18 protein-coding genes are annotated in these 25,008 nt (G+C 69.5%); 12 read left to right on the top strand and 6 right to left on the bottom strand.

The genetic code is table 11. The features are described 5' to 3' along the window. Positions 1-89 precede the first annotated feature (89 nt). From H6726_21985 to H6726_21975, 3 genes are all read left to right on the top strand, one after another. Complete coding sequence (locus H6726_21985) at positions 90-1,574, top strand: OmpA family protein (GenBank protein ID MCB9660329.1); 1,485 nt, start codon at positions 90-92, stop codon at positions 1,572-1,574. A 123-nt stretch (positions 1,575-1,697) separates the two neighbouring features. Beyond that, the gene (locus tag H6726_21980; GenBank protein ID MCB9660328.1) at positions 1,698-2,234 is read left to right on the top strand and encodes a hypothetical protein; all 537 of its coding nucleotides are present in this window, start codon (positions 1,698-1,700) and stop codon (positions 2,232-2,234) included. 178 nt (positions 2,235-2,412) lie between these two features. Next, a complete protein-coding gene (locus tag H6726_21975; GenBank protein ID MCB9660327.1) occupies positions 2,413-3,405 on the top strand; it encodes a hypothetical protein in 993 nt (330 codons plus the stop codon). A gap of 99 nt (positions 3,406-3,504) precedes the next feature. On the opposite strand, the gene H6726_21970 is transcribed toward H6726_21975, so the two are convergent. Both H6726_21970 and H6726_21965 read right to left on the bottom strand, forming a co-directional pair. After that, positions 3,505-4,116 carry a lysophospholipid acyltransferase family protein gene (locus tag H6726_21970; protein ID MCB9660326.1) on the bottom strand — a complete coding sequence of 204 codons (612 nt, stop codon included), beginning with the start codon at positions 4,114-4,116 and terminating at the stop codon, positions 3,505-3,507. A gap of 81 nt (positions 4,117-4,197) precedes the next feature. After that, on the bottom strand, positions 4,198-5,667 hold the full coding sequence (locus H6726_21965; GenBank protein MCB9660325.1) for a HAMP domain-containing protein: 1,470 nt from the start codon (positions 5,665-5,667) through the stop codon (positions 4,198-4,200). Here H6726_21965 and H6726_21960 point away from each other — a divergent pair. After that, positions 5,666-6,211 (top strand): hypothetical protein, encoded by a 546-nt coding sequence (locus H6726_21960; protein MCB9660324.1) that lies wholly within the window; start codon positions 5,666-5,668, stop codon positions 6,209-6,211. The two genes, H6726_21965 and H6726_21960, sit on opposite strands and share 2 nt — an antisense overlap. Positions 6,212-6,243: 32 nt before the next feature. On the opposite strand, the gene H6726_21955 is transcribed toward H6726_21960, so the two are convergent. Then, positions 6,244-6,708: a PilZ domain-containing protein gene (locus H6726_21955; GenBank protein MCB9660323.1), complete on the bottom strand. Its 465-nt coding sequence runs from the start codon at positions 6,706-6,708 to the stop codon at positions 6,244-6,246. A gap of 119 nt (positions 6,709-6,827) precedes the next feature. On the opposite strand from H6726_21955, the gene H6726_21950 reads away from it, so the two are divergent. Further along, positions 6,828-8,543, top strand: a complete 1,716-nt coding sequence (locus tag H6726_21950; GenBank protein MCB9660322.1) for a hypothetical protein — start codon at positions 6,828-6,830, stop codon at positions 8,541-8,543. After that, positions 8,540-9,385 carry an alpha/beta hydrolase gene (locus tag H6726_21945; protein ID MCB9660321.1) on the top strand — a complete coding sequence of 282 codons (846 nt, stop codon included), beginning with the start codon at positions 8,540-8,542 and terminating at the stop codon, positions 9,383-9,385. The genes H6726_21950 and H6726_21945 overlap by 4 nt, the downstream gene beginning before the upstream one ends. 77 nt (positions 9,386-9,462) lie before the next feature. Here the strand turns inward: H6726_21945 and H6726_21940 are convergent, their stop codons facing one another. Beyond that, a complete protein-coding gene (locus H6726_21940) occupies positions 9,463-10,791 on the bottom strand; it encodes an alkaline phosphatase family protein (GenBank protein MCB9660320.1) in 1,329 nt (442 codons plus the stop codon). A 130-nt stretch (positions 10,792-10,921) separates the two neighbouring features. Here H6726_21940 and H6726_21935 point away from each other — a divergent pair, with 130 nt between their 5' ends. Together H6726_21935 and H6726_21930 are read left to right on the top strand one after the other, a co-directional pair. Then, on the top strand, positions 10,922-14,023 hold the full coding sequence (locus tag H6726_21935) for a penicillin acylase family protein (protein ID MCB9660319.1): 3,102 nt from the start codon (positions 10,922-10,924) through the stop codon (positions 14,021-14,023). Positions 14,024-14,185: 162 nt separating this feature from the next. After that, positions 14,186-15,148, top strand: coding sequence for a hypothetical protein (locus H6726_21930; protein ID MCB9660318.1), 963 nt, complete (start codon positions 14,186-14,188; stop codon positions 15,146-15,148). 52 nt (positions 15,149-15,200) lie between these two features. On the opposite strand, the gene H6726_21925 is transcribed toward H6726_21930, so the two are convergent. Beyond that, the gene (locus H6726_21925) at positions 15,201-15,758 is read right to left on the bottom strand and encodes a response regulator (protein MCB9660317.1); all 558 of its coding nucleotides are present in this window, start codon (positions 15,756-15,758) and stop codon (positions 15,201-15,203) included. Then, positions 15,755-17,077, bottom strand: coding sequence for a HAMP domain-containing histidine kinase (locus H6726_21920; protein ID MCB9660316.1), 1,323 nt, complete (start codon positions 17,075-17,077; stop codon positions 15,755-15,757). Before H6726_21920 ends, H6726_21925 begins: the two co-directional genes overlap by 4 nt. Before the next feature lie 177 nt (positions 17,078-17,254). Between H6726_21920 and H6726_21915 the strand changes: the two genes are divergently transcribed. From H6726_21915 to H6726_21900, 4 genes are all read left to right on the top strand, one after another. Next, a complete protein-coding gene (locus tag H6726_21915) occupies positions 17,255-18,007 on the top strand; it encodes a Spy/CpxP family protein refolding chaperone (protein ID MCB9660315.1) in 753 nt (250 codons plus the stop codon). Positions 18,008-18,355: 348 nt separating this feature from the next. Further along, positions 18,356-18,901: an Lrp/AsnC family transcriptional regulator gene (locus tag H6726_21910; protein MCB9660314.1), complete on the top strand. Its 546-nt coding sequence runs from the start codon at positions 18,356-18,358 to the stop codon at positions 18,899-18,901. Positions 18,902-18,918: 17 nt separating this feature from the next. Further along, positions 18,919-23,523: a glutamate synthase large subunit gene (gene gltB, locus H6726_21905; protein ID MCB9660313.1), complete on the top strand. Its 4,605-nt coding sequence runs from the start codon at positions 18,919-18,921 to the stop codon at positions 23,521-23,523. Further along, positions 23,523-25,001: a glutamate synthase subunit beta gene (locus H6726_21900; GenBank protein ID MCB9660312.1), complete on the top strand. Its 1,479-nt coding sequence runs from the start codon at positions 23,523-23,525 to the stop codon at positions 24,999-25,001. Before gltB ends, H6726_21900 begins: the two co-directional genes overlap by 1 nt. Positions 25,002-25,008 lie beyond the last annotated feature (7 nt).

Here is a 25,008-nt window from a genome sequence, read left to right as displayed (position 1 = left end):
GTCAGGAGACCCGCGGTACGAGACAATACACGAGGGGGTCGCGTCCCGGACTTGACCGCCAGCCATAAACCGTGCCCAATAGCCGCATCATGACCAAGACTATCAGGGGCACGCTCCGCGCTGCCGTCATCGCCGCTTTGTGCGGCGGACTCGTCGCCTGGGCTCCGAGCACCGCAAACGCCGACTCGGGGCGCCTGAATCTCCACGTCGATCTCGGCGCCGGTATCCCCATCATGGGATATCTCGCGCCTCCTGGGAACAACGACCTGACCGCCCGTCTCGGGCTGGGCGGCTGGCTCTCGTTGGACTACGTGGTGTCGGGGCCCCTGGCACTGGAGGTCATCGGCGGCGCGGGCTACCTGCTCGAGATGGCGGACGGCCCCCTGCGCGACCTGGCCGACCCGTCGCGCGGCCGGTTCGGCGGCTCGACCATGTGGATGGCTGGCGTCGGTGTGCGTGTGCGCCTGATCGACCCGCAGGACGGGTACAACAACGAATCGAACGGCGACATCGCCGGCGGCTTCTGGGTCAGCGGACATGTTGGCATCCACAACTTCGACGGCATCCAGGTGGGCCTCGACGGCGCGTTGGGCTACGACCTGTCCATCGCACGTCCGTTCTCGATGGGCTTCTTCGTGCGCGCGTACCTGCTCTTCGCGGGTGACGGCAAGCCGGACTCCGTCATCGAGCGGACCTCCGACAACCACACGGACGCGGCCATCTTCGCCGGCCTCAGCTTCAGCTTCGAGCTCCTGGCGCGAGATCGCGTGGAGCCCGAGCCCGAGCCCGAGCCCGAGCCCGAGCTGGAGCCGACCGAGACGGACCGCGACGGCGACGGCATCGAGGACGTGGACGACCAGTGCCCGGACGATCCCGAGGATCGCGACAACTTCCAGGACGAGGACGGCTGTCCCGACCCCGACAACGACAACGATCGCGTGCTCGACGTGAACGACCGCTGTCCGATGGACGCCGAGGACCTCGACGGCTTCGAGGACACGGACGGCTGCCCCGAGGCGGACAACGACGGTGACGGTGTGGTGGACCTCGAGGACCGCTGCCCGAACGAGGCTGGCGTCATCGAGAACCGCGGCTGCCCCGACTCGGACCGCGACGGTGACACCGTCGTCGACCGCCGCGACAACTGCCCGGACGAGCCCGGCAGCGTCGAGAACCATGGCTGCCAGGAGCAGCAGCTGGTCGTGCTGCAGGAAGACCGCATCGAGATCCTCGACAACGTGTACTTCCGCACGAACAGCCATCGCATCGAGCGTCGGTCCTACCCCCTGCTCGACAACATCGCGTCGGTCATGCGCAACCACCCCGAGATCCAGATGCTCTCGATCGAGGGTCACACGGACAGCCGCGGTCGTGACTCGAGCAACCTGCGCCTGTCGCAGCGTCGCGCACGCGCGGTGATGGACTACCTCCGCCGCCAGGGTCGCGTGGAAGCGCGCCGCCTGCAGTCGGAGGGCTACGGCGAGACCCGCCCGCTGGTGCCCGACGCGGTGTCCGAGGAGGATCTGGCGCGCAACCGCCGCGTGGAGTTCAACATCATCCACCAGGACGAGTGAGCCCCTTCGGTACCTACCCCTGAGAGAGCCCGGCCTGCGCGCCGGGCTTTCTCGTTGTGGGGGGTCTCGGGGGTTGCGTCCGACCCCCGATCCGCGCGACACTGCGGCCCGAGAGATCTTCGAATGGCGAACCCCGATACGATCAGCTGCGCCGTCTGCGGCGCCTCGAACCCCATCAGCAGCGAGCGATGCGCGTCATGCGGCGCACGCCTGGAGGAGCTGACGCGCAGCCTCAGCGAGGACGAGGAGCTCGCGCGCCAGTATCAACAAGACACGTTCGAGTGGAAGTGGGTGCTGATCGCTTTCGTCTTGGACATGATCCTGGGCGCGATCGTGTTCGCTGGGCTCCCGATGGTGATCGCCACATACGACCCGCAGGGCTCGGTGGGGTTGCTCATCGCGGGCGGGGTGTGGTTCGTGGGTGCCGTCATCGTCGGGTTCCTCTCCCCCGGTAAGACGTTCCTCGAGCCCCCTGTGGGCGCGCTGTTGGCCGTGCTCCCCACGCTGGCATACCTGGACAGCATCGCCGACGTGTACGAGTTGCCGAAGCTCGCCTACGTGGTGGGTGGCCTCCTCGGGGTCCTGGCCACGCTGATGGGCGCCTTCGTCGGCGAGAGGCTGCAGCCGGCCTCGACCCGAAAGCGCGCCAAGAGCGCCTGAGCGTCCCGACCGCCCCCACGGGCTGCACGAGACGGTTGATCCGACAACGCACCACGGGCACGATGCGGCCATGTCCGTGCCCAAGCCGCCTGTTCCTCCGAATCGCGCGGCGCCGCCCAGCGCTCCTTCCGCTGCGGCTCGGCCCTCTCAGGCGGGACCCCCTCCTCCGCCCCCGAGCGTGCGTACCGGCACTGCAGCCCCTCCCGTTCCCAAAGCCACGCTCGCTCGCATCGAGCTCGCCGAGAACGTGCTGCGCCTCCGCGACGAGCAGCTGAACGCGCGCGTCGTGTACTTCGAGCCGCAGATCCAGACCAACGCGGAGCTCGACGCGATCACCGCGCAGGTGGTCGCCGAGCTGCAGTCGCTGCAGAAGGAGCAGCTCGCCAGCGCCGCTCCCACCGACCCCGCCGAGATCGAGATTGCCCTCATGAAGGGGCTGCGTGAGCTCCTGGAGAAGATGGTCTCGGCGCGCCGCGAGGCGTTCCTGCGCCACAAGATCGAGACGATCCAGCGCAAGATCACGAACCTGTTCTTCACATCCGAGATCTACGCCAACCCGTCCGTGGCCCAGAGCGCCAAGACGGTGTTCGCGTACGCGGACGAGGCGCTGTTCCACGTCCTGCACCACAACGAGGCGCTGCTGGTCGACGAACTGCGCACCCTCAACTACCGCGACGAGAAGGTGAAGGCCGACGCCGTGGAGCGTCTGCACCGCTTCTCCAAGATGCTGGTGTCCGAGACCCTCGCACGCAGCCGCCCAGAGCTCGAGCGGCTGCTGATGGTCTACCGGGACGTGCTCCTCGTGTTCCTCATGCGCGACTTCCGGGAGAGCCTCGGCGAGTTCTCGTGGGAAGTCGTGCGCGAGAGCCGCGTCGCGCACGGCGCTGCGCTCACCTACAAGATCCAGGAGGCCTCGTTCCCCGAGTTCCGCAAGGTGTTCGAGCGCAAGTTCCTCGACAACATGCTGAGCCACATGCAGGCGCCGCTGGCCGCCCACCTCAACGAGGAGGGCGCTGACGCGTTCCGTCCCGAGACACTGCAGTTCGCGGCCGACCCGCGCATCTACGCCGAGATCTGCGCGGTGTGGTGCAACGCCATCTACGCGTACCTGCACGGCGAGGGCTGGCTGGACCTGCCGGTGCAGTGGCAGCAGCACCTGGCGAACGAGTAGCGCGCCACCTGCACGCTGCGGCGCTCGTGATCGCTCTGGACTCCACGGGCGCGCCGGACGGTCTGCCGGTGGCGCGCGCCTGTCCGCGGAGCCAGTGGTTCAGCCCACGTCGCTGAGCGCTTCGCTCGTCTCTTCCTCGAGCTCTTCACGCAGCAGGGGCGGGGTGAACTCGCCTGGGAACTTGCCCTCCATACCCGCATAGAACGCACGGATCTGGTCCATGTCCGCCTTGATGTCGCCGCTCGGCCGCATGACCTTGCCGATGCCGGTGCGCTTGGTCTTCCAGTCCAGATAGCTGAGGGCGATGGGCACGTCGGCCGAGCGGGCGATGTGATAGAAGCCCGACTTCCACATGGGCTTCTTACTGCGCGTACCCTCCGCGGGGACGGCCAGCACGAACGCCTCGTCGCGCTCGGCCAGGTCCGCGAAGCGCTCGGTCAGCTGCTGGACGACGCCACCCGGCTTGGTGCGGTCGATGGGCAGACCGCCGAGCGGCGTGAGCAGCCAGCCGAGCGGCGCCTTGAAGAGGCTGTCCTTGCCCATCCAGTGCATGGGCAGGTCGTAGATGTACGAGCACGCCAGCATGAAGGGCAGGTCCCAGTTGGACGTGTGCGGCGCCGCGATGAGCACGTAGCGCTTCTCGGTCGGGGCCTCGCCCTCGAGCGTCCAGCCCGCCACGCGCAGCCACGTCTTTCCAATCCACTTCTTCATGCGCACAGAGCTCCTTCGAGGCGACTCCACACCTTTATCACGCGCCCCCGCCGACACCGTGCATCCCTTGTAATTTTTGTGTCACGGCGTCGGGAACCACACGCGAAAGCGGGCCCCACCCCCCTCTTCCTCGGTGGCGTCATCTGCCGCGATGCGACCGCCCGCGCGCTCCACCAGACCATGCACCACGGCGAGACCCAGCCCCGTCCCCTCCCCAGCGGCCTTGGTGGTGACGAAGGGTTCGAAGAGGTGCTCGCGCACGACGGGGGCGATCCCCGGCCCGCTGTCGCTCACCTGCAGCAGCAGCTCCTCCCCGTCAGGTGCGAGCGTCACCCGCACGAGCCCATCGCCAGCGAGCGCGTCCACCGCGTTCAGCAACAGGTTGAGCGCGACCTGCCGCACCACCTCGGGGTCCACGGCGGCGTGCGGGAGGCCCTCCTCGAAGGCTCGCTCGAGGCGAACGCGCCCCATGTCCTTCTGGGGTGCGAGCAGGCGCAGCGTCTCGTCCACGATGGCGGCGACGTCCGCGTCCCCCGATGGCGCGGCTGGGTCGACCGCCGCCGTGCCTTGACGCGCGAAGTCGAGCAGGTCGCGGATGATGCGGTGCATGCGCTCGGTCTCGCGTTGCGCGCGGGCGAGGAACTCGGCGCTCTCCTCGGCGTCGAGGTCGCCCTCGCGCACCAGCTCGAGCAGGCCCACCACGGCGCTCAGCGGGTTCCCCAGCTCGTGCGCCACGCCCGCCGCGAGACGCCCGACGGAGGCGAGGCGCTCGCCCCGTACCACCTGCGCCTGCGCCGCTTCGAGCTCGCGGGTGGTGGTCAGGAGCTCCTGCAGGCGGCGCTCGAGCGCGTCGCGATCGGCGCGCAGCTGGGCCGCCATGCGGTTGAAGCCGACGGCGAGCTCCGCCACTTCGGCGGCGCCGCTGACCGGCACGTCGTGCCGCAGCTTGCCCTCGGCGAGGCGCGTCACGGCCTGCGTGATGCGCTCCACCGGCCGGACGATGAGCGCGGTGAGCGCAACGTACGCGAGCAGCAACACGAACGCGCCCGTCACGGACACGTAGCCCAGCACCAGTGACAGGTGCGGCGAAGTGTCCACCGCAGGCGCGCGCACCCACAAGCGCAGCCGACGACCGTCGTCGAGCGTCGCGTCGACCGGAGCGCCGAGCCCCGTCACGCCGCGCACCCACGGTTCGCTCTCCAGTTGCTCGAGCTCTACGCCGCGCACCCCGGCTTCGCCCAGCAACGCCGCGCTGAGCGCCACGAACCGCTCCCGCGGCTGCTCGCTCGGCGCCGAGAGGGCGCGAGCGAAGAGCGTCGCGGCCGCGCGCACGTCACTGACACGGTCGTCCGCCCGTCCTCGCTGCGTGATGCGCACGAGCGCGACCGCGAAGAGGCCGAAGGCCAACACGAACGTCACCGAAAGCGCGAGCACGATCTGGGAGCGGAGCCCGAGGTGCGTGAGCGACTTGCGGCGCGGCTCCATCGGCGGGAGCGTACCAAAGTTCTGCACGCCCACGCTGGCGCGAAGCTCTGGTAGAGTGCTCGGCATGATGCAAGCCACCAGCGCGATGTCGACGTGGATTGGGACCCTCGCCCGCAGCGGGGTGGTCAGCGGCGAGGAGGCCGCGGGGCTGGCCGTGGCCGCCTACGTGGTCGGCGAAGAGCGACTCGACGCGCTGCGCGCGTGGTTCGCCGAGCAGAGCGCCGACGTCGCCGTGCGTGAGAAGCGCGCCGCCATCGAGATCTGCATCTGGATGGCCAACGCAGACCGCAACCTGGACCCGGAAGAAGCCCACTTCGTGAAGCAGGTGGTCATGGCGTCGCAGCTGGACGACGACACGGTGGACGCGCTCGTGTCGGCCGTGCACGACCCTCCGTCGCTGGACGACCTCGAGCAACGGCTGACCCACCCCGTGCTGCGCGAGCTGATGCTCGCCCTCAGCTGGGAGCTCGCGGGCACGGACGGCCACGTCGACCGCGCCGAGGCCGCGTTCCACGAAGGGCTCGCGAAGCGCCTGGGGATCTCGGACGCCCGCGCGGAGGAGCTGCGCAGCGCGATGACCGAACGCCTCAGCGCGGTCCCCGCACCCTGACCCCCCGGAGGGTCTCGCTCAGACGCGCGCGCTCAGAGGCGTTCGCTCAGATACTCGAACCCGTGGCGCGCGAGGCTCTTGTGAGACAGGAAGTCCACGCCTCGCACGAAGCCGGCATAGTCCCGGCGCAGCTGACGCGCTGGCGGTGGGGGTACGAGGTGCCGCAGCCGCTCGCTCAGCATGACGCGGTCGAAGGCCGACTGATGAGTGAAGCGCAGACCGATGGAGCGCCCCTTGTCGGTGCCTCGATGCCCCCGAACGACGCGCGCCACCTCCGCCTCCGCGTCCATCCAGTCGTCGCTGTAGGGCGCGCGGAAGCTCACGAGCACGGGCTCACCGACGCGCACTTGGGCGCTGCTGACGACCTGCATACCTTCTGGGGACAGATCCGTGACGCGCTCGCCCAGCAAGCGGAAGCCCTCCTCGGCGACCGCCTGGCAGGGGAGGTCGACCTGGCGGCGGATCGAGCGGCGTTCGGCGGTGTGGCGCAGCGTCATGGTGAGTTCTCCTGTAGACCTTCATCCTACATGTCCGACCTTGGCGCACAAGTTTTCGGCGAGGCCGATGCAGGGGGCCCGGCGTGCTCCCCCCTCACGCCCCTGCTACACCCGCGGCGGTGACCCGAGCCAAGTCCAACGAATTGGAGAGCGCCCTGCAGGCGTATCTCTCCGCCATCGACGTCGATGCCACGCAGCTGCCGCTCGAGGACCCGGTGGACGTGTTGGTCGAAGCCCTCACACTGGGCGCTCAGCACGCGCATGGCTTCGTGCTGCTCGACCTCAGCGAGGCGCCCTACCCCGGCCTGGCCGCAGGCGACCCGTCGGCGCCGTGGCGCATGCAGTGGGCCATCCAGGTCGCCGAGCTGGAGGCGTTCACGTGCCCGGCGATGGAAGACACCCTGTTCCTCGTGGACACCGTCGCGGATCCGTCCGGCAAGCACCGCGTCTACACGGCAGAAGACGGCTTGCGAGGAGACCTGGAGTTCGAAGACATCAGCCAGGCGCTACAGTGGATGGCGGCACGCGTGACCGTCTCCGCGGGTGGCAAGAAGGCGACGCTGCAAGCCGCGACCAAGAAGTATGCGCGGCTATTGGACGATGCGTGGGAGGACGACGCGCGTTCGGGCTGGAACGTCTTCGAGAGCTTCATGGACTCCGGCTTCACCGAGGCCTGGGATGCGCTCAGCCGCGGCGGTTGGCCCGTGCTCGACGGCCCGCTCGCTCCACCTCCGACCGAAACCCACCCCGCGCTCGGCCGCGCCACGCTGGCGTGGGCCACAGAGCGCTTCGTGCGGGAGCGCCGCGTCGAGCTCCCGGACGACTTCGACATCGACGAGCTGAGCGGCGTCCACCACGGACTCCTCGAGCAGCTCCGAGAGCTGGAGGGCGCGCTGCACACGGGACGACTGCCGAGCGCCATCGCCGCCGGGTGCGCGAGCGACGACGACCTGTTGCAGGAGCTGGCCGGAGCTTGGAAGGCCCGCTTCGAGGGCGCGCAGCGCAGCCTGCGGGCCAGCGCGCGCAAGACCGCCCCCACGCGCAAGGCCGCGACGCCGGCGAAGAGCTCGTCCACCGCGAAGGGCACGAAGGGCAAGGTCGACGTGACGCCCATCCGCCGCGCCGGGAAAGCCCAACGGGAGGCCGCCGCCGCGGCGGCCCGCCCCGCCGATACCGATCTGGGTGGCCTCGACGAGCTCGCGGCGCTCGGCCTGGACGACCTGGGGGCGCTCGCGGGGCTGGACGATCTGGACCTCGGCGACCTCGACTCCGACGAGGAGTTCGCCGCGCTCGAGCGCGAGCTGGGCGCCAGCAACGCCGCACTCGAACCGCCCCCGGCGCCGCGGAGCAAGGGCAAGACCGCAGGGGTGCCCCCCAAGGCCAAGGCTGGCAAGCCCGAGAGAGCCCCCGCCGCGAGCAAGGCCAAGTCGTCCAAGGGGAAGGCCAGTCCGCCAGACGCGGATCCGTTGGGCGGGCTCGCCGGGGACTTGGGTGGGCTGGGCGGCGCGCTGCGCGCGCTGCTCGGCGGTGGCCCGGGCGCGGAGGAAGTCGACGACGAGCCCGAAGACGTCGAGATGACGCCCTTCAACCAGAAGCTCATGGCAGCCCTCGACGCGCTCCTCGATCGCATGGAGGCCGACGAGGTCATCGAGATCCTCCCCGAGCGCAAGCAGATGCTCGTGCGCGAGATGGTGCGCGCCGCGTCGGACGCGCGGAGCCCCAAGCACATGCTCTCCTCGCTCACGCGGGCGCTGGTGGACTCGGAGCAGATCGAGGAGATCTACGCCACGGACGACCAGATCCAACGCCTGCTGCGAGGCGCTCTCGGCGGATGAGGCGCGGAGGTCCTCCGACGCTGGGCGGCGCGCAGCTGTGGAACGACGTGCGCGCCTGGCGAGGGTACCGCGTGCAGTCCTTTGCGCCCTCACCGTCCCAGCACCGGCTGCTGTCGCCCCGCGACGCCGCCCTCTTGGTGGGTAGCCGCGCCGCCTGCGTGCGAGCCTTCGACCAGATCTTCGAGACCCTGCCCCATGAGCCCGAGCGCGAGCTGGTGGTGCTGCTGCATGGGCTCGGCCGTACATCGCGCTCGCTGCGCACGTTGCGCCATCGACTCTCGGACGCGGGCTACGCGACGCTGGCGCTCGACTACGCCAGCACCCGCGGCGACGTCCCGCAACATGCCGCGCACCTGGCGGACGCGCTCGCCGCGCTGCCGCCGCGCACCGCGACCAGCTTCGTCACCCACAGCCTGGGCGGCATCGTCGCGCGGACGCTGCTGACCGAGCACGCCGAACGCGTGGCGCCCCTGAACCCACGACGCCTGTTCATGATCGCCCCGCCCAGCCAGGGCGCGCGGGTGGCAGCGCGCCTCGACAGCGCGCCGTTCCGCGCCGTGTTCGGCCCGTCGGGCTCGCGCATGGCACGCGTACACGCGGGTCACGCTCCGAGCGCCATCGCGGCGCCCACCATCCCGTTCGCGGTCATCGCCGGGACCCTGCGAGCGGGGCGCGGCGTCAATCCGCTGATCGACGGCGACGACGACGGTGTGGTCGCCGTCGATGAAGCGCGCCTGCCGGGTGCTGCCCTGTTCGCGTTGGTACGCGCGCCCCACACGTTCATCATGGACCACCCCGAGACCATCGCGCACTGCCTCGCGTTCCTCGGGCGCGACGACTGAGCGCCGCGAATTCAGTCGGGCGATCCACGTGACACCCGCCTCACCCGCAACGCCTCACCCGCAGCGCGCGGAGGCCATCAGACACCGTGCAACAGGTCCCGGCCCGCCAGGCCCTCCACCCGGAGCCCGAAGCGTCCGAGCGCCGTCGGCGTGACGTCGAGCAGGGTCGCGCCTTCGATGCGCCGTCCAGTCGGGATCCCTGGGCCCGCCATCACGAGCACGCCGTCCCAGTCGTGGTTGCAGCCGTCAGGCCCCCCGTCGTTGCTGGTGCGGAACAGCGCATCGTGGCCCACCGTGGCGAGCGCGCGGTGGTCCAGGTCATCGAGGTAGAGCATCAGGTCGGGGGGCTCGCCGCGCGCCGCACGGTAGCGCTGCTCGGGCTTCTCGGCGCGTATGGGAAATGGACGACCGTCGGGACGGCGCACGGTAGCGAGGGCCTCGATCAACGCGTCGCGCGTGCGCTCGTAGTCGGCCGCGGGCACGCAGCCCTCTGGCTCACGCCCCTGTACGTTCAGAAAGATGCGAGCGTAGTAACCCCCCTCCGCCCACGCGCGCGTCTCGCGCCAGCGCACCCCGGCCTCCCGCAACGCCACGGGTCCTGATGGGAGCGGGTCGTGCGAGAGCCAGCCGTTCCCGCGCAGCCAGTCGTTCAAGCAGAAGCCCCCTTGCATGGACTTCGCGCCGTGGTCGCTCACCACCATGATGGTGCAGTCATCCGGCACGTCCGCCAGCAGGCGACCCAGCTGCGTGTCCAAGAACGCGTAGTAGCGCTCCGGCGCGTCGGCGTACGGGCTGTCTGCGCGACGCAAGGGGTGCGCGTCGTCGAAGTCCGCGAAGAACGCGTGGTGGAAGCGGTCGGGGCCCATCTCCACCATCATCATGAACGCCGGGTCGAAGCGCGCGAGCACGTCACGCGCCATGTCGATGTGCTGCACGGCCATGGCATGCAGCTCGGCCCAGATGCGCGCGAGGTCTTCCGTGCGGAAGTCGCGCACGTCGGCGTGATAGGGCCCGTGCCGCGCTTCGAGCTCCGCACCGAGCCCGCGCGGGAACGTGAACGGCGCGCCCTCGGGTGTGAGGAAGCACGACGCCATCACGCCACGCACGGGGGTCGGCGGATACGTGAGCGGGACGAAGAGCGGCGCTACGCGGTGTCCGGCGTCCCCCAGGTAGTCCCACACACGCTTCACGCGCACGTCGCGGCTGTCGGCCGTGCGCAGCCCATACTCTCCCGAGACGCGGTTGCGAAAGCCGTAGAGGCCGAGCTCCCCTGCGTCGCGCCCCGACGTCATGCAGACCCAAGCGGGCACGGTGATGGGCGGTTCGCACGAACGCAGTGGCCCGTGCATCCCACGCTCCATCAGGGCCGCGAGGTTCGGCATCACGCCGCGACAACGCTCGAACATCAGCGATGGGGGAACGCAATCGAGCCCGAGAATCAAGAGACGCAGCACCGTCGGACTATGACTCAGAATGCCCCTCGGAAAAATGTGGCACCCATTGCCATATTGGGACCGATCACCGATTCTGTCCCCAATGCTCGCTGCATCTCGCTCCCGCTCGCGGGTGGCCACGCGCTGCCTGGTCCTGTTCGCGCTCCTGTCATCGGCCTCAGCCCCTGGGTGTGGAGGTGGCCAGACGGAGGACCAAGCGGCTGTGTTGGCCGTCCCCGAGACCGCTCGCCTGGTGCTGCCGACACTGCGACGCGAAGTTCACGTCGTCCGCACCGAGGCGAACATCCCGCACATCTACGCGCAGAACGAGCGCGACCTGCGCGTGGTACAAGGCTACCTGGCCGCCTCGGACCGCTACTTCGCCATCGAAGCCGGCCGGCGGCTGGGCTGGGGTGAGCTCTCGTCGCTGGTCGGCGACGTCGCACTCTCCGGTGACCAGCAAGCACGCGGCCAGGGCCTGGCCGTGGTGGCCCAGCGCATCCTCGACCAGCTCACCCCCGCGCAACTGGACACGTTCGAGGCCTACGCCGAAGGCGTGAACGCCTACATCGACGCGGTCGCCGAGACGCGCGCGGAGCCCCCCACCGAGCTCACCCTGCTGCGGCTCGTGCTCCCACGCGGTGAACCGATCATGCGTCACGTCACGGGCCGTGACCTGATCGGCTGGCTCGCAGCGGTGACCTTCCAGCAAGGTTTCGACAGCCTCGACGTCGATCGTGCCAGCGTGGAGGCGCGGTTGGACGACGCTTTCACCGGCTCGGGCCTGCCAAACGAGGCGCTGCGTCAAGCGGGCGTGGTGCAGGACCTGTGGGAGCCCGTGCGCCCTGTGTTCCCCGCCACCACCACCCCCGGCTTCGGCCTCACCACGGGCGCGATGGCGCGTGCGGGCGCGGGCCTCACGGGACCCCGCTCCCTCATGCCGCGTCGCGGTCCCGGCGTACCATCCACCATGCTCGACCGCGTACTCGCGCGCGCGGAGCGCTGGGAGGATCTCATGCATGGTGGCCGCGACGAGGACTTTGGCTCCAACGTGTGGGCGATGACGGCGGGCGCCACGGAGGACGGGGTCGCGCTGCTCTCGGGTGACGGGCACCTGCCGCTCACCGTGCCCAGTCTGCTGTACCACACGGGCCTCGACACATCGGTGTTCGGCGGCGGTCGCGACCCGCTGCGCCAGCTCGGGCTCTACTTCGCGGGCATTCCATTCATGGGCGTTGGCACGAACGGACACGTGGCCTACAGCATCACGTACATGTACGGCGACCTCACGGACTGGTACCGCGAGGAGATCCAGCTGGACCAGAACGGCGCGCCCCAGGCGAGCCGCTTCGAGGGCGAGTGGCACCCGCTCGTGGGCATCGACGAAGAGTACGAGATCGCGAACGTGCCGTCGTTCGGCTCTGTCGGCCGCACCGAGGTGTGGAGGCGCTACACCACCTTCGATGGGCGCCTGATCGCCGAGATGGAGGGGCGCGTGGTGGACGCGGACACCGTCGCCGGTCCGGGCGAGACGGTCATCAACGTGCAGGGCGACTACATCATCCCCGAGGACACGGACATGGACGGCGTCATCACCGCCATCTCGTTCGACTACACGGGCTTCGACATCGCCAACACCGTGCAGGCCGCAGACGGCCTCGGGCGCGCGCACGACGTCGCCGAGATGCGTGAGGCCAGCCGACGCTTCGTCGGTTTCGGGCAGAACGTGGGCGCGGCCGACACGAACGGCGACGTCTGGTACGGCAGCTACAACGCGCTGCCCTGTCGCGACAACCTGCGCAACGCCGACCGCACGTGGGCCGACGGCGGAGACCCGCGCTCGCTGCTCGACGGGACGCGCTATGGCGCCTTCGAGATTCGCTTGAACGACGAGGGCTTGCCCGACGAGACCGACCCGGAGCACTGCCTCGTGCCGTTCGAGGAGTGGCCGATGGCCATCTCGCCTTCGACCGGGTTCATCATGAACGCCAACAACGACATCGCGGGCACCACGCTCGACGACGACCTCACGAACGACGCCTGGTACATCGGCTACGACTTTTCTTCGGGCTACCGCGCGAACACGATCAGCACGCGCCTGAGTGAGCTCGCGAGCAGCCAGACCGGCAGCCTGCAGGCGATGCGCGCGCTGCAGGCGGACCATCACTCCCCCGTGGGCCGCCAGCTGGCGCCGCTCGCGGTGGCGGCCATCACGCGCGCCCGCATGTTGAACGAGGGCGACCCAGTGCTCACCCCCGACCAGCAGCGGCTGGTGGACCTGTACACGGCGAGCCAGTCGACGTTCGACGAGGTGGAGACGCGCCTCACCACCTGGCTCGCGCGCGGCGCGCAGGCCGAGAGCGGCGTCGAGACGTTCTACGAAACGCCCACCGTCGAGCAGCGTGAGGCAGCGGTCGCGACCATGATCTGGAACGAGTGGCTGCGCGGGATGCACGACGCCATCTTCGGCGACGAGGGCATCGACTTCGTGTTCGCCCCGAGCAGCGCGCTGCGGATCAAGGCGCTCGTCTGGCTGCTCGAGGGGCGCGGAGCCAACAACCCCTCGAACCTCTCCTCGTGGGACCCCAGCACGGGGGAGTCCGTGTTCTTCGACGACGTGAACACCGCCGAAGTGGAGCGCAGCGACGAGGTCCTCCTGCGCGCGCTCGGCGCTGCGTTGGGGCGCCTGACCGCCGCACCGGACCCCGAGGAGCCAGGAGTTGGCGGCTTCGACACCAACGACATGAGCGAGTGGCTGTGGGGCCTGCGCCACCAAGTGCGCTTCCAGGCGCTCGTGACGCAGTTTGCGGGGGACATCCCCGAGGTGGCCCTGCTGGGTCGCGACATCAACACCACCCGCCTTCCGCTCATGCCGGATCTGCCCGACACGGACCCTCGCGCGAGCGCTCGGTGGTTCCCGCGCCACAGCGACCTCTATTGCGTGGACGCTGGCCACCCCCCGCTGACTACGGGCTCCCCCTACTCCTTCGGAAACGGGCCAGTGATGCGGATGGTGTTCCGCATGGAGCCGGGCAACGTCACGGGCGTGAACGTCGTGCCGGGGGGCCAGTCTGCCATCGCGGCGTCGTCGCACTTCGACGACCAGGCGCGTCTGTGGCTTGCCAACGACGTGCTGCCCGCGCGTTTCGAGCTTGCCGACGTGCTCGCCGGAGCCAGCGGACGCGAGGTCTACAGCCCCCGCTGAGTGCCCCACGTGCCCCAGCGCGGGACCTGTCGGCGTGCGCCACCCCCCACCCCGTGGTAAGGCAGACATCGGCTGTAGGTTTCTCGCAAGAACGCGCGCGCTCCGCGAACGCGGAGCCACCTCGATAGGCGCGCCTTCCTCACCACGGCCCACTACGACGCAATGACCGAACCGACGCCCGCCATCCCTCCGCGCATCTTTCAACACGGCAAGCGCCAGCAATGGGGCCGCGCCGTGCTCCTCGAGGAGCTCAGCGACCGCCGCATCTTCCTCTTCGAGGACGGCACCGAGCGCGCGATCCACCAAGAGTACTACGAGAAGATGGACGTCCTGCCCTGCGCCCCCGACGAGGCGCACCGCATCGACCGCGCCGCGCGGCGCAATCGTCCGTCCACGTCGACCAAGACCAAGGCCGCGCTGAAGCGCCCCGAGATCGACTTCGCGCAGCAGGTCGCCATCTTCAAGGCGCAGTTCCCCGGCGGCTTCCAGGACCCCGAGTACCTCGTGTCGGAGCGCGGCACGGGGGACGACCGCCTGAAGGACGCCGCCATCTCCCGTGCGGCCGACGTGATGAGCCAAGAGGCGCTCGGTGAGCTCATCGAGGAGGGCAACTTCGCCGCCGTACTCGACAGCGCCGCCGGCTGCCTCGAGGGGACCAGTGGGACCACGCAGCGCGCCGAGATCACGCGCTTCCGCGCCATGCCGGACGGCGCCCACGAGAACTACGCCCGCGCGCTGATGGAGATGCTGTACGGCGAGGGGCCGCTCGCGCGCCGCTTCGACGAGTACGTGCTGGCCATGCGCATCGACGGTGGGGCTTCGTGGCCCGCTGCCACGTGGCTGCTGGCCTGCGCGCTGCCGACCGAGTTCGTCTTTGTGAAGCCCACGTACTTCAAGAAGCAGACGCTGGTGCTGGAGCTCGACCTCACGTACGACAGCAACCCGAATGGGGCGACCTACGAGCAGTTCCAGCGCGCCGCGCAGCGCTGCCAGGAGCGCCTCATCGCAGCTGGCCTGAAGCCTCGCGACCTGATCGACGTGGCCGCGTTCATCAACGCGACGCTCACGCCCTCGGCCATCCGTTCGGTGTCCGAGAAGCCGCGCCGCGCCAAGAAGGAAGCCTGAGGCATCGACCGCCCGCCCCCAAGACAATGAGGGGAGCGGGCGCGTCCACCACTCAGCGAGAGACCGGGTACTTCCCCAGCTTGCGCTGCAGCGAGCGCCGATGGAGCCCGAGGCGCTTCGCGGCCACGCTGATGTTGCCACCTGCGTCGGTGAGGACCCGCTGGATGTGTTCCCACTCGACGCGCGCGAGGCTGGGAGCGTCGTCCTCCCGAATCGGCAGCGTCGCGTCTCCGTCGCCCGCGCCGCGTGCGAACGCCGCCTCGATCTCGTCGGCATCCGCTGGCTTCGTGAGGTAGTGCGCGGCACCGAGCTTCACCGCCTCGACGGCGGTCGCGATGCTCCCATAGCCCGTCAACACCACCACACGCGTCATGGGGTCGAGCGCGTGGAGGCCGCTGACCACCTCGAGCCCGCTGCATCCCGGCATGCGCAGGTCCACCACGGCGAACTCGGGGGTCTCTTGCTGTGCAGCGCGGAGGGCCTCATCGCCGTCACGCGCCTCGCGCACGTCATAGCCCCGAGCAGCGAACGCGCGCCCGAGCCTTGAACGGAAGACGTCGTCGTCGTCCACCACGAGCAGCGTGTGGGCGATCGGCTCTTGGGCGCTCACGTGGGCAGCTCCATGCACACTTCGGTACCCGTTCCGTCCTCGGACCGCAACTGGAACGACCCACCCAGCTGCTCGACGACCGCGCGTGCCAGGTACAGACCGAGGCCCATCCCGCGGCCGACGTCCTTCGTGGTGAAGAACGGCTCACCCGCCCGCGCCAGCAGCTCGGGTGTCATCCCGCTTCCGTCGTCCGTCACGCGTAGACGCACGCCCCCGGCCACCGTCGCAGGCTCGGCCCGTACCCGCACTGCCCCCTCGGGCGCCGCGTCGAGGCCATTGCGCACCAAGTTCTCGAGCACCTGCGTCATGGCGCGGAGAGGCACGTGCAGTGTCACGTCCGCGCCCTCCACCTCCACGCGCGCGGCGTCAGCGGCGTGGAGGCGCTCGCGAACGCCCTCCACGAGCGCCCCCCACGTGACCTCGCGGAGCGCCTCCCCGACGGGCTCTCCGGTGCGTCCCGCCATACGATCGAGGATGCCGCGACAGCGAGCCACCTCGGAACGCACCAGCGCTGCATCTTCGCGGACGCACGCCAGCCGTGGCTCTTCCTCCGCGACACGCTCGATCTCGCGCGCCACCAGCGCGATGGTCCCGAGGGGCGTCCCCAGCTCGTGCGCAGCCCCCGCGGAAAGCGTGGTGAGGGCGTGCAGCCGCTCGCCACGCGCCACCGCAGCGCGGGCCGCTACCAGCTCCTCTTCTCGGTGCTTCAACGCAGCGGCGAGCCGCGAGACGAAGGCGGCCAAGAGCGCGGCGGTCACGGCAAACGCCAGGAACATCCCGTACAGGTGCGCGTCGTATGCGGACGCCCCCTCGACGGCGGGGGCGCCATGAGCGCCGTGCCCCATGGCCGCGTGGGGGTCTGGTCCATCGACCGGGAGCACGAACAACGCGCCATACCCCACGATGGTCAGCGTGGTGAGCGCGGCGGTGGCTCGTCCGCTCGAGGTCATCGCCGCGAGGGTGATGTACACGAGGTAGAGCGCGCTGAACGGGTTGGTGGCCCCCCCCGAGATGGCCAGGATGAAGGTCAGCACGACGACGTCGAAGCCTAGCAACCACGCGCCACTCCGAGCCTGGTGGCGCTTGGGGATCCACGCCGCAGCCGCGTTGGTCGCCAGCGACAAGCTCCAGAGCACGAACAGCGGCGTGCGCTCGAGCGCCACGTGCAGCACCTCGTGGGCGACGACCACCGCGACGGCGAAGGCCAAGGTGGCCGCCCAACGCGTGCGAACCAGCCACAAGAAGGCCACGTCGCGCCCGCTGTCGAGAGCGACGGAGCGGTCCGCTGCGGCCCGGCGGGGGTCGGTGGGCGTGGCCATGCCCTCAGCAGATAGCAAGCACGGGCCGACGTCGCGACCCGCCCGACGAGAAAAGTTGCGGGCCAGAGGCGGCCTCAAGGTTCTCGCAAGGTCGGGGGCGTCTGCAAGTTCAGCAGCGCGCATCGCTGCACACGAGAACCAGCCCCCCACCCAGAATCGACAACGACAGGACGCACCATGACCACCACCTCCTCCATCTTCCGCAAGATCTCCTTCGCCTCCCTGCTGGTCGCGCTGGCCGTCCCGGCCGGACTCTCGGCACAGACCCCCAACCCAGACGCTGGCGTCTCGGGCGGCGCAGCCGCGCGTGGCCACGGCCCTCGCGGTGAGGGTCGACGTGGCGGGCGGGGTCACGGCCACGGCCACGGCCACGGCCACCGCGCCGACGTCATGCGTCAGCTGGACTTGAGCGAGGCTCAGCAGGCGCAGCTGCGGACCATCCGCCAGGAGACCCGCGCCCAGGCCGAGGGCCTGCGGGAGCGGGGCGACCACGACGGCCTCCGGGCTCTGCACGAGGCCGCTCGGCAGCGCATGGAGGCGGTGCTCACCCCGGCGCAGCGTCAACGGGCCGAGAGCCTGCGAACCCAGGCGCGCACCGAGCACATGACGCGTCGCGTCGCTCATCTGCGCGAGAGTCTGGGCCTCAGCGACGCGCAGGCGACTCGCGTGCAGCGCGTGTTCGAGCAAGCGGCAGCGCGACGCCAGGCCACCCCGCGTGGTGGTACGCCCGAGGCACGCCGGGCCGCGCACCAGGCAGAGCGCGAGGCGGTCGAGCAGGAGCTGCGCCAGATCCTGACGCCCGCCCAGGTGCAGCAACTCGAGTCGGAGCGGGCCAACCATCAGGGACGCCGTGGGCACCGCGGCCCTCGCGGACGCGGTCAGGGCGGCCACGGCGCCGAGGGGCGCGGCCAAGGCGGCGGCGCGCGCTGAGCCGCAGGTCGCGAGACGCGTCGCCTTCCACGCATGAAGCGCAGGAGAAAACCGAGACGCCGCAGCTTTCATCAGCTGCGGCGTCTCGGTTTGTCCACGTTGCCGTGGCGGAGTTAGGTCGGGCCCCAGGCGTGCAAGGAGGGGAGGGACTGCATTTTACCTAGGACCCGTTGGCGCCGTCTCCAGCGCCGAAACTGACTATGCGACAATCCACGTCATAGGTCAATACTCCTAGGGCAATTTCCCGGGTCTCAAAATATCCGCTCTGTAACTTCGACTGGCAGGGGACCGAAAGCCCCATCCATCGGATTGACATACCCCCCCTCACCCACTAAGCGTTAGGCCCTCGTGGCCTACGACCGAACAAAATTTGGCGAAGACCCCTATCCACTCGATGCCATCGATCGTCAGGTGGTGGTGGCGCTGCAAGCCGACGCGAAGATCTCGCTGAAGTCGGTGGGTGAGCAGGTCGGCCTGACCGCGCCGGCCGTCATGGAGCGCGTCCGGAAGCTGGAAAGTGCTGGAATCATCACGGGTTACCACGCCTGCGTGGACGCCCGGGCGATGGGGCTCGACATCGCCGCCTTCATTGGTGTTAGCGTGCACGACCCCGCCCGGCTCTCGGACATCGAGGACTGGGTGGAGGCCATGCCGCAGATCATGGAGTGCCACCACGTCACGGGGGGGCACACCCTGCTGCTCAAGGTCAAGGTCAAGAACACCAACAGCCTCGAGCGGCTGATCAGCCGCGTGCGCTCCCTGGACGGCGTCGAGGGCACCCACACGATGGTCGTGCTCTCCAGCCACACCGAGCGGGTCCAGGTCTCGTTCGACGACGAAGTCGCCCCTCAGGACGACGTCCCTCGCAAACGCCGCCGCCGGGCGGCGTCTTGAACCTCTAGGAAACTGCCATGCCCTACGGTGCCCCCGAGAAGCAGGGTCTCTACGACCCCCAGAACGAACGCGACGCATGCGGTGTCGGCTTTGTCGCCGACATCCAAGGCCGCCGTTCTCACCAGATTGTGCTCGATGCCGACCAGCTCCTGCGCAACATGGACCACCGCGGGGCCTGTGGCTGCGAGACCAACACCGGCGACGGCGCCGGGTTGCTCACCGCGCTCCCCACGGAATTCCTGCGCAAGGTCGCGCTTCGTGACGCTGGGCTCGAGCTCCCCGCCGACGGCGAGTTCGCGGCCGGCAACGTCTTCCTGCCGACCAACGCGGACGAGCGCAGGCACGCGAAGCGCTACGTCGAGCGGCAGGTCGAGCTGCAGGGGCAGCGCTTCCTCGGCTGGCGCGAGGTGCCCGTCGACCCGAAGGGCGCCGACATCGGCCCCACCGCGCTCGCCTCCCTGCCACACATCGAGCAGCTGTTCGTCGGGCGCGCCGAGGGCATCAGCGAAGACGAGTTCAACCGCCAGCTGTTCATCATCCGCAAGTCCGTCGGCAACGCGCTGCGCAAGGACGCCAAGCTTACGCAGGCGGGCCTCTTCTACGTGTGCTCGCTGTCGACGCGCCTGATGATCTACAAGGGCATGCTCACGCCCGCGCAGGTGGTGCCCTTCTACCCGGACCTCGCGGACTGGGAGTACAAGTCGCACCTGGCGATGGCGCACTCGCGCTTCTCCACCAACACCTTCCCGTCGTGGGACCGCGCGCAGCCCATGCGCATGATGAGCCACAACGGCGAGATCAACACGCTGCGCGGCAACGTCAACGCGATGTCCAGCCGTCAGGGCGTGGTGGAGAGCGACGCGTTCGGGGCCGACATCACCAAGGTTTTCCCGGTCGCCGAGCCCGACACCAGCGACTCCGGCAACTTCGACAACGTGCTCGAGTTCCTCTACATGGGCGGCCGCTCGCTGCCCGAGTCCGTCATGATGATGGTGCCGGAGGCGTGGCAGAAGCACACGAGCATGAGCGCCGAGAAGCGCGCCTTCTACGAGTACCACTCCACGATGATGGAGCCGTGGGACGGTCCTGCGTCCATCGCGTTCACGGACGGCAAGTACATCGGCGCCGTGCTGGACCGCAACGGCCTGCGCCCGAGCCGCTTCTACATCACGCACGACGACAAGTGCATCATGGCCTCCGAGGTCGGCGTCATCGACGTGGACCCGGCGAACGTGAAGATGAAGGGGCGCCTGCAGCCGGGGCGCATGTTCCTCATCGACTTCGACGAGAAGCGCATGATCCCCGACGAGGAGATCAAGGAGAAGGTGGCGGCCGCCCGCCCCTACGGTCAGTGGCTGGCGGAGAACGCGCTGTCCATCGACGCCCTGCCCGCGCCAGACCCCGAGGACGTGAAGGAGCACGGCTTCATGCCGGACACGCTGCTGTCCCGCATGCAGGCCTTCGGATACACCACCGAGACGCTGCAGTTCATGCTGAAGCCGATGGTGGAGGAGAAGCGCGACCCCGTCGGCTCGATGGGCAACGACAGCGCGCTGGCGTGCCTGAGCGATCAGCCGCGCATGCTGTACGACTACTTCAAGCAGCTCTTCGCGCAGGTGACCAACCCGCCGATCGACTCGATCCGCGAGGAGGTCGTGATGGCGCTCGAGTGCTTCATCGGGCCCGAGCGCAACCTGCTCGAGACCACGGCGAAGCACGCGCAGCGGCTGCGCGTCGAGCACCCCGTGCTCAACAACGACCAGCTGCTGCGCCTGAAGTCGCTGGACGGCAAGGGTGAGAGCGGCTGGGAGACCAAGACGCTCGACATCACCTGGCCGCGCAGCCGTGGCGCCGCCGGGCTCAGCGAGACCATCCGGCGCCTACAGGCCGAGGCCGAGGCCGCGGTGGACGAGGGCTACGAGCTGATCATCCTGAGCGACCGGCGCACGTCCAAGAAGCGCGTCCCCGTCAGCGCGCTGCTGGCGTGTGGCGCCGTGCACCACCACCTGCTGCGCAAGGCGAAGCGCACGCGCGTGGGGCTCATCCTCGAGACGGGCGAGGCGCGCGAGGTGCATCACTTCTGCACGCTGGTGGGCTACGGCGCCGACGCCATCAACCCCTACCTCGCGTTCGAGGCGCTGGCGCAGCTGCGTCGCGACGGGGTCATCAAGGGCGACTACGACGACAAGACGCTGGTCTACGCGTACCGCAAGGCGGTCGCGAAGGGCATGCTCAAGGTCTTCGCCAAGATGGGCATCTCGACCCTGCAGTCCTACAAGGGCGCGCAGATCTTCGAGGCCGTGGGCATCAACCACGCCGTCATCGACCTGTGCTTCGCGGGCACCGCGAGCCGCATCGAGGGCGTGGGCTTCGACGTGCTGGCCGAGGAGCAGGTGCGCCGCCACGAGGTGGGCTACCCCACCCTGCCGGAGGCCGCCAAGCTGCCCGTGCTGCCCAACGACGGTCAGTTCCACTGGCGCGCCAAGGGCGAGCGCCACATGTGGGACCCCGAGGCCATCGCGACGCTGCAGAAGGCCGCGCGCAGCAACAGCCGCGAGGAGTATTACCGCTTCGCGAAGCACGCGAACGACGACTCGGCCACGCGCTGCACGCTGCGCGGTCTGTTCAAGTTCAAGGAGACCACCGGCATCCCGCTCGAGGAGGTGCAGCCCGCGAGCGAGATCGTGAAGCGCTTCGTGACGGGCGCCATGAGCTTCGGCTCCATCTCGATGGAGGCGCACAGCTCGCTGGCGGTCGCCATGAACCAGCTGGGCGGCAAGTCCAACACCGGCGAAGGCGGCGAGGACCCGGCGCGCTACCGCGCGCTGGCGGACGGCTCGGTCAACCCCAAGCGCTCGGCCATCAAGCAGATCGCGTCGGGGCGCTTCGGCGTCACCATCAACTACCTCACCAACGCGGACGAGCTGCAGATCAAGATGGCTCAGGGTGCGAAGCCCGGTGAGGGTGGCGAGCTCCCGGGCCGCAAGGTCAACGAGGAGATCGCGTCGGTGCGTCACAGCACACCCGGCGTCGGCCTCATCAGCCCGCCGCCGCACCACGACATCTACTCCATCGAGGACCTGTCGCAGCTCATCCACGACCTGAAGAACGCCAACCCGAGCGCGCGCATCAGCGTCAAGCTGGTGAGCAAGGTGGGCGTGGGCACCATCGCGGCCGGCGTGAGCAAGGCGCACGCGGACCACATCCTCATCAGCGGGCACGACGGCGGTACGGGCGCGAGCCCCATCACGTCGGTCAAGCACGCGGGCCTGCCGTGGGAGCTGGGCCTGGCCGAGACGCACCAGACGCTGGTGCTGAACGACCTGCGCAGCCGCGTCATCGTGCAGACGGACGGGCAGCTCAAGACGGGCCGTGACGTGGTCATCGCCGCGCTGCTGGGCGCCGAGGAGATGGGCTTCAGCACCGCGCCGTTGGTCACGCTGGGCTGCATCATGATGCGCAAGTGCCACCTCAACACCTGTCCGGTCGGTGTGGCCACGCAGGACCCCGAGCTGCGCAAGAAGTTCAGCGGGCAGCCGGAGCACGTCGTGAACTACCTGTTCATGGTGGCCGAGGAGGCGCGCGAGCTGATGGCGAAGCTGGGCTTCCGCACCATGGACGAGATGGTGGGGCGCTCCGACGTGCTGGACACCAGCGAGGCGCTGTCGCACTGGAAGGCGCAGGGGCTCGACCTCACGGCCATCCTCACGCCGGCGCGCAAGCTGCGCCCGAACGTCGGGGTGTACTGCATGCAGAAGCAGGACCACGGCCTCGAGAAGGCGCTCGACAACCGCCTGATCGAGATCGCGCGCCCGGCGCTGACGAGCGGCATGCGTGTGCGCGCCGAGATGCCCATTCGCAACATCAACCGCACCGTGGGCACCATGCTCAGCCACGAGATCGCGAAGGCGTACGGTGAGGACCTCCTGCCGGACGACACCATTCAGCTGCGCTTCACGGGCTCGGCCGGGCAGAGCTTCGGCGCCTGGCTCGCACGAGGCGTGTCGTTGGAGCTCGAGGGCGACGCGAACGACTACGTGGGCAAGGGCCTCAGCGGCGGCAAGATCGTCGTCTTCCCGCCCGAGCAGAGCACGTTCGTGGCCGAGGACAACATCCTGGTCGGCAACGTGTGCCTGTACGGCGCCATCTCGGGCAAGGCGTTCTTCCGCGGCCGCGCGGCCGAGCGCTTCTGCGTGCGCAACTCCGGCGCCACCGCGGTGGTCGAGGGCGTGGGCGACCACGGGCTCGAGTACATGACGGGCGGCGTGGCCGTGGTGCTCGGCGTGACCGGGCGCAACTTCGGCGCGGGCATGAGCGGCGGCGTCGCCTACGTGCTGGACCACGACGGGAAGTTCGCGTCGCGGTGCAACATGGAGAGCATCGAGCTGGCCACGCTGGCCGAGCTCGCGGACGCCGAGACGAGCGAGTCCGTGCAGGCGCTCATCGCCGAGCACTTCGAGCTGACCGGCTCCGAGGTGGCACGGCGACTCCTGGACGACTGGCAGGCGGCCGAGAAGCAGCTCGTGCGCGTGATGCCCCTCGAATACAAGCGCGTGCTCCAGGCGCGCGCAGAACAGGCGGCCACGCTGGCCGCCGCAGCCCAGACGAAAGAGGTGGCCTGATGGGTAAGCCCACTGGTTTCATGGAGTACCCCCGCGAGGCGGTGGGGTACGCCGAGGCGCTCGAGCGCATCACACACTGGCGCGAGTTCCAGGTCGACGTCCCGGTCGAGCACCTCACCAAGCAGGGCGCGCGCTGCATGGACTGCGGCGTGCCCTTCTGTCAGTCGGCCACGGGCTGTCCCGTGGACAACCTCATTCCCGAGTGGAACGACCTGGTCTACCAGGGCCGCTGGGACGAGGCGCTGGACCGTCTTCACAAGACCAACAACTTCCCCGAGTTCACGGGGCGCGTGTGCCCGGCGCCGTGCGAAGGCGCGTGCTGCCTCGGCGTGCACGAGCCGCCCGTGACCATCAAGAACCTGGAGTGCGCCATCGTGGACCGCGGGTTCGCGGAGGGCTGGATCAAGCCGCAGCCCGCCGCGACGCCGACGGGCAAGCGCGTGGCCATCGTGGGTTCGGGCCCCGCGGGTCTGGCCGCGGCGCAACAGCTGGCGCGCGTGGGTCACGCCGTCACGGTGTACGAGCGTGACGACCGCGCGGGCGGCCTGCTCATGTACGGTATCCCGAACATGAAGCTGGAGAAGGAGCTGGTGGAGCGACGCCTCGACCAGCTGCGGGCCGAGGGCGTGACCTTCGTGTGCAACGCGCACGTGGGCGTGGACCCCGCCTTCGCGGTCGAGAAGCTGCGCGAGGACAACGACGCGCTGATCTTCGCGACGGGCGCCACCAAGGCGCGCGACCTGCCCATCCCGGGCCGCGAGCTGAACGGCATCCACCTGGCCATGGACTTCCTGCGCCCCAACACCAAGAGCCTGCTCGACAGCCAGCTGGCGGACGGGAAGTACATCTCGGCCAAGGGCAAGAAGGTCATCGTGGTGGGTGGCGGCGACACCGGCACGGACTGCATCGGCACGTCCATCCGGCACGGCTGCACGCAGATGGTGAACTTCGAGCTGCTGCCGAAGCCTCCCGAGGAGCGGGCCAGCGACAACCCCTGGCCCGAGTGGCCGCGCATCTTCCGCGTGGACTACGGGCACGCCGAGGCCAACGCCAAGTTCGGCGCGGACCCGCGCGAGTTCCAGGTGCTCAGCAAGCGCTTCGTGGACGACGGCAAGGGCAACGTCGCGGGCATCCAGACGGTGCGCGTCGAGTGGACCAAGGACGACAAGGGCGGCTGGCGCATGGCCGAGGTGCCAGGCAGCGAGCAGACCTTCGAGGCCGACCTGGTGTTCCTCGCCATGGGCTTCGTGGGCCCCGAGCACGCGGCGGTGAAGCCGCTCGACCTCGAGCTCGACCCGCGCAGCAACTACAAGGCCGAGTACGGCAAGTTCGCCACCAACGTGGAGGGCGTCTTCGCGGCCGGAGACTGCCGCCGCGGTCAGAGCCTCATCGTGTGGGGCATCGCCGAGGGCCGCGGCGTGGCCAACGCCGTGGACGCGTATCTGATGGGCGAGAGCGCCCTGCCCATGCCGGACTGAGGGCGTG

The organism is Sandaracinaceae bacterium (assembly GCA_020633055.1).
Taxonomy (GTDB): Bacteria; Myxococcota_A; Polyangia; order Polyangiales; family Houyiibacteriaceae; genus JADJJE01.
The sequence above is the reverse complement of the archived record's forward strand: the minus strand, read 5'-3'. Positions and strand labels throughout refer to the sequence as shown.

Bases quoted from the DNA above. Each gene is read 5' to 3' on its own strand.
- H6726_21985 (MCB9660329.1), top strand. From the start codon at position 90: ATGACCAAGACTATCAGGGGCACGCTCCGCGCTGCCGTCATCGCCGCT.
- H6726_21980 (MCB9660328.1), top strand. From the start codon at position 1,698: ATGGCGAACCCCGATACGATCAGCTGCGCCGTCTGCGGCGCCTCGAAC.
- H6726_21970 (MCB9660326.1), bottom strand. From the start codon at position 4,116: ATGAAGAAGTGGATTGGAAAGACGTGGCTGCGCGTGGCGGGCTGGACG.
- H6726_21960 (MCB9660324.1), top strand. From the start codon at position 5,666: ATGATGCAAGCCACCAGCGCGATGTCGACGTGGATTGGGACCCTCGCC.
- H6726_21965 (MCB9660325.1), bottom strand. From the start codon at position 5,667: ATGCCGAGCACTCTACCAGAGCTTCGCGCCAGCGTGGGCGTGCAGAAC.
- H6726_21955 (MCB9660323.1), bottom strand. From the start codon at position 6,708: ATGACGCTGCGCCACACCGCCGAACGCCGCTCGATCCGCCGCCAGGTC.
- H6726_21945 (MCB9660321.1), top strand. From the start codon at position 8,540: ATGAGGCGCGGAGGTCCTCCGACGCTGGGCGGCGCGCAGCTGTGGAAC.
- H6726_21940 (MCB9660320.1), bottom strand. From the start codon at position 10,791: ATGTTCGAGCGTTGTCGCGGCGTGATGCCGAACCTCGCGGCCCTGATG.
- H6726_21935 (MCB9660319.1), top strand. From the start codon at position 10,922: ATGCTCGCTGCATCTCGCTCCCGCTCGCGGGTGGCCACGCGCTGCCTG.
- H6726_21930 (MCB9660318.1), top strand. From the start codon at position 14,186: ATGACCGAACCGACGCCCGCCATCCCTCCGCGCATCTTTCAACACGGC.
- H6726_21920 (MCB9660316.1), bottom strand. From the start codon at position 17,077: ATGGCCACGCCCACCGACCCCCGCCGGGCCGCAGCGGACCGCTCCGTC.
- H6726_21915 (MCB9660315.1), top strand. From the start codon at position 17,255: ATGACCACCACCTCCTCCATCTTCCGCAAGATCTCCTTCGCCTCCCTG.
- gltB (MCB9660313.1), top strand. From the start codon at position 18,919: ATGCCCTACGGTGCCCCCGAGAAGCAGGGTCTCTACGACCCCCAGAAC.
- H6726_21900 (MCB9660312.1), top strand. From the start codon at position 23,523: ATGGGTAAGCCCACTGGTTTCATGGAGTACCCCCGCGAGGCGGTGGGG.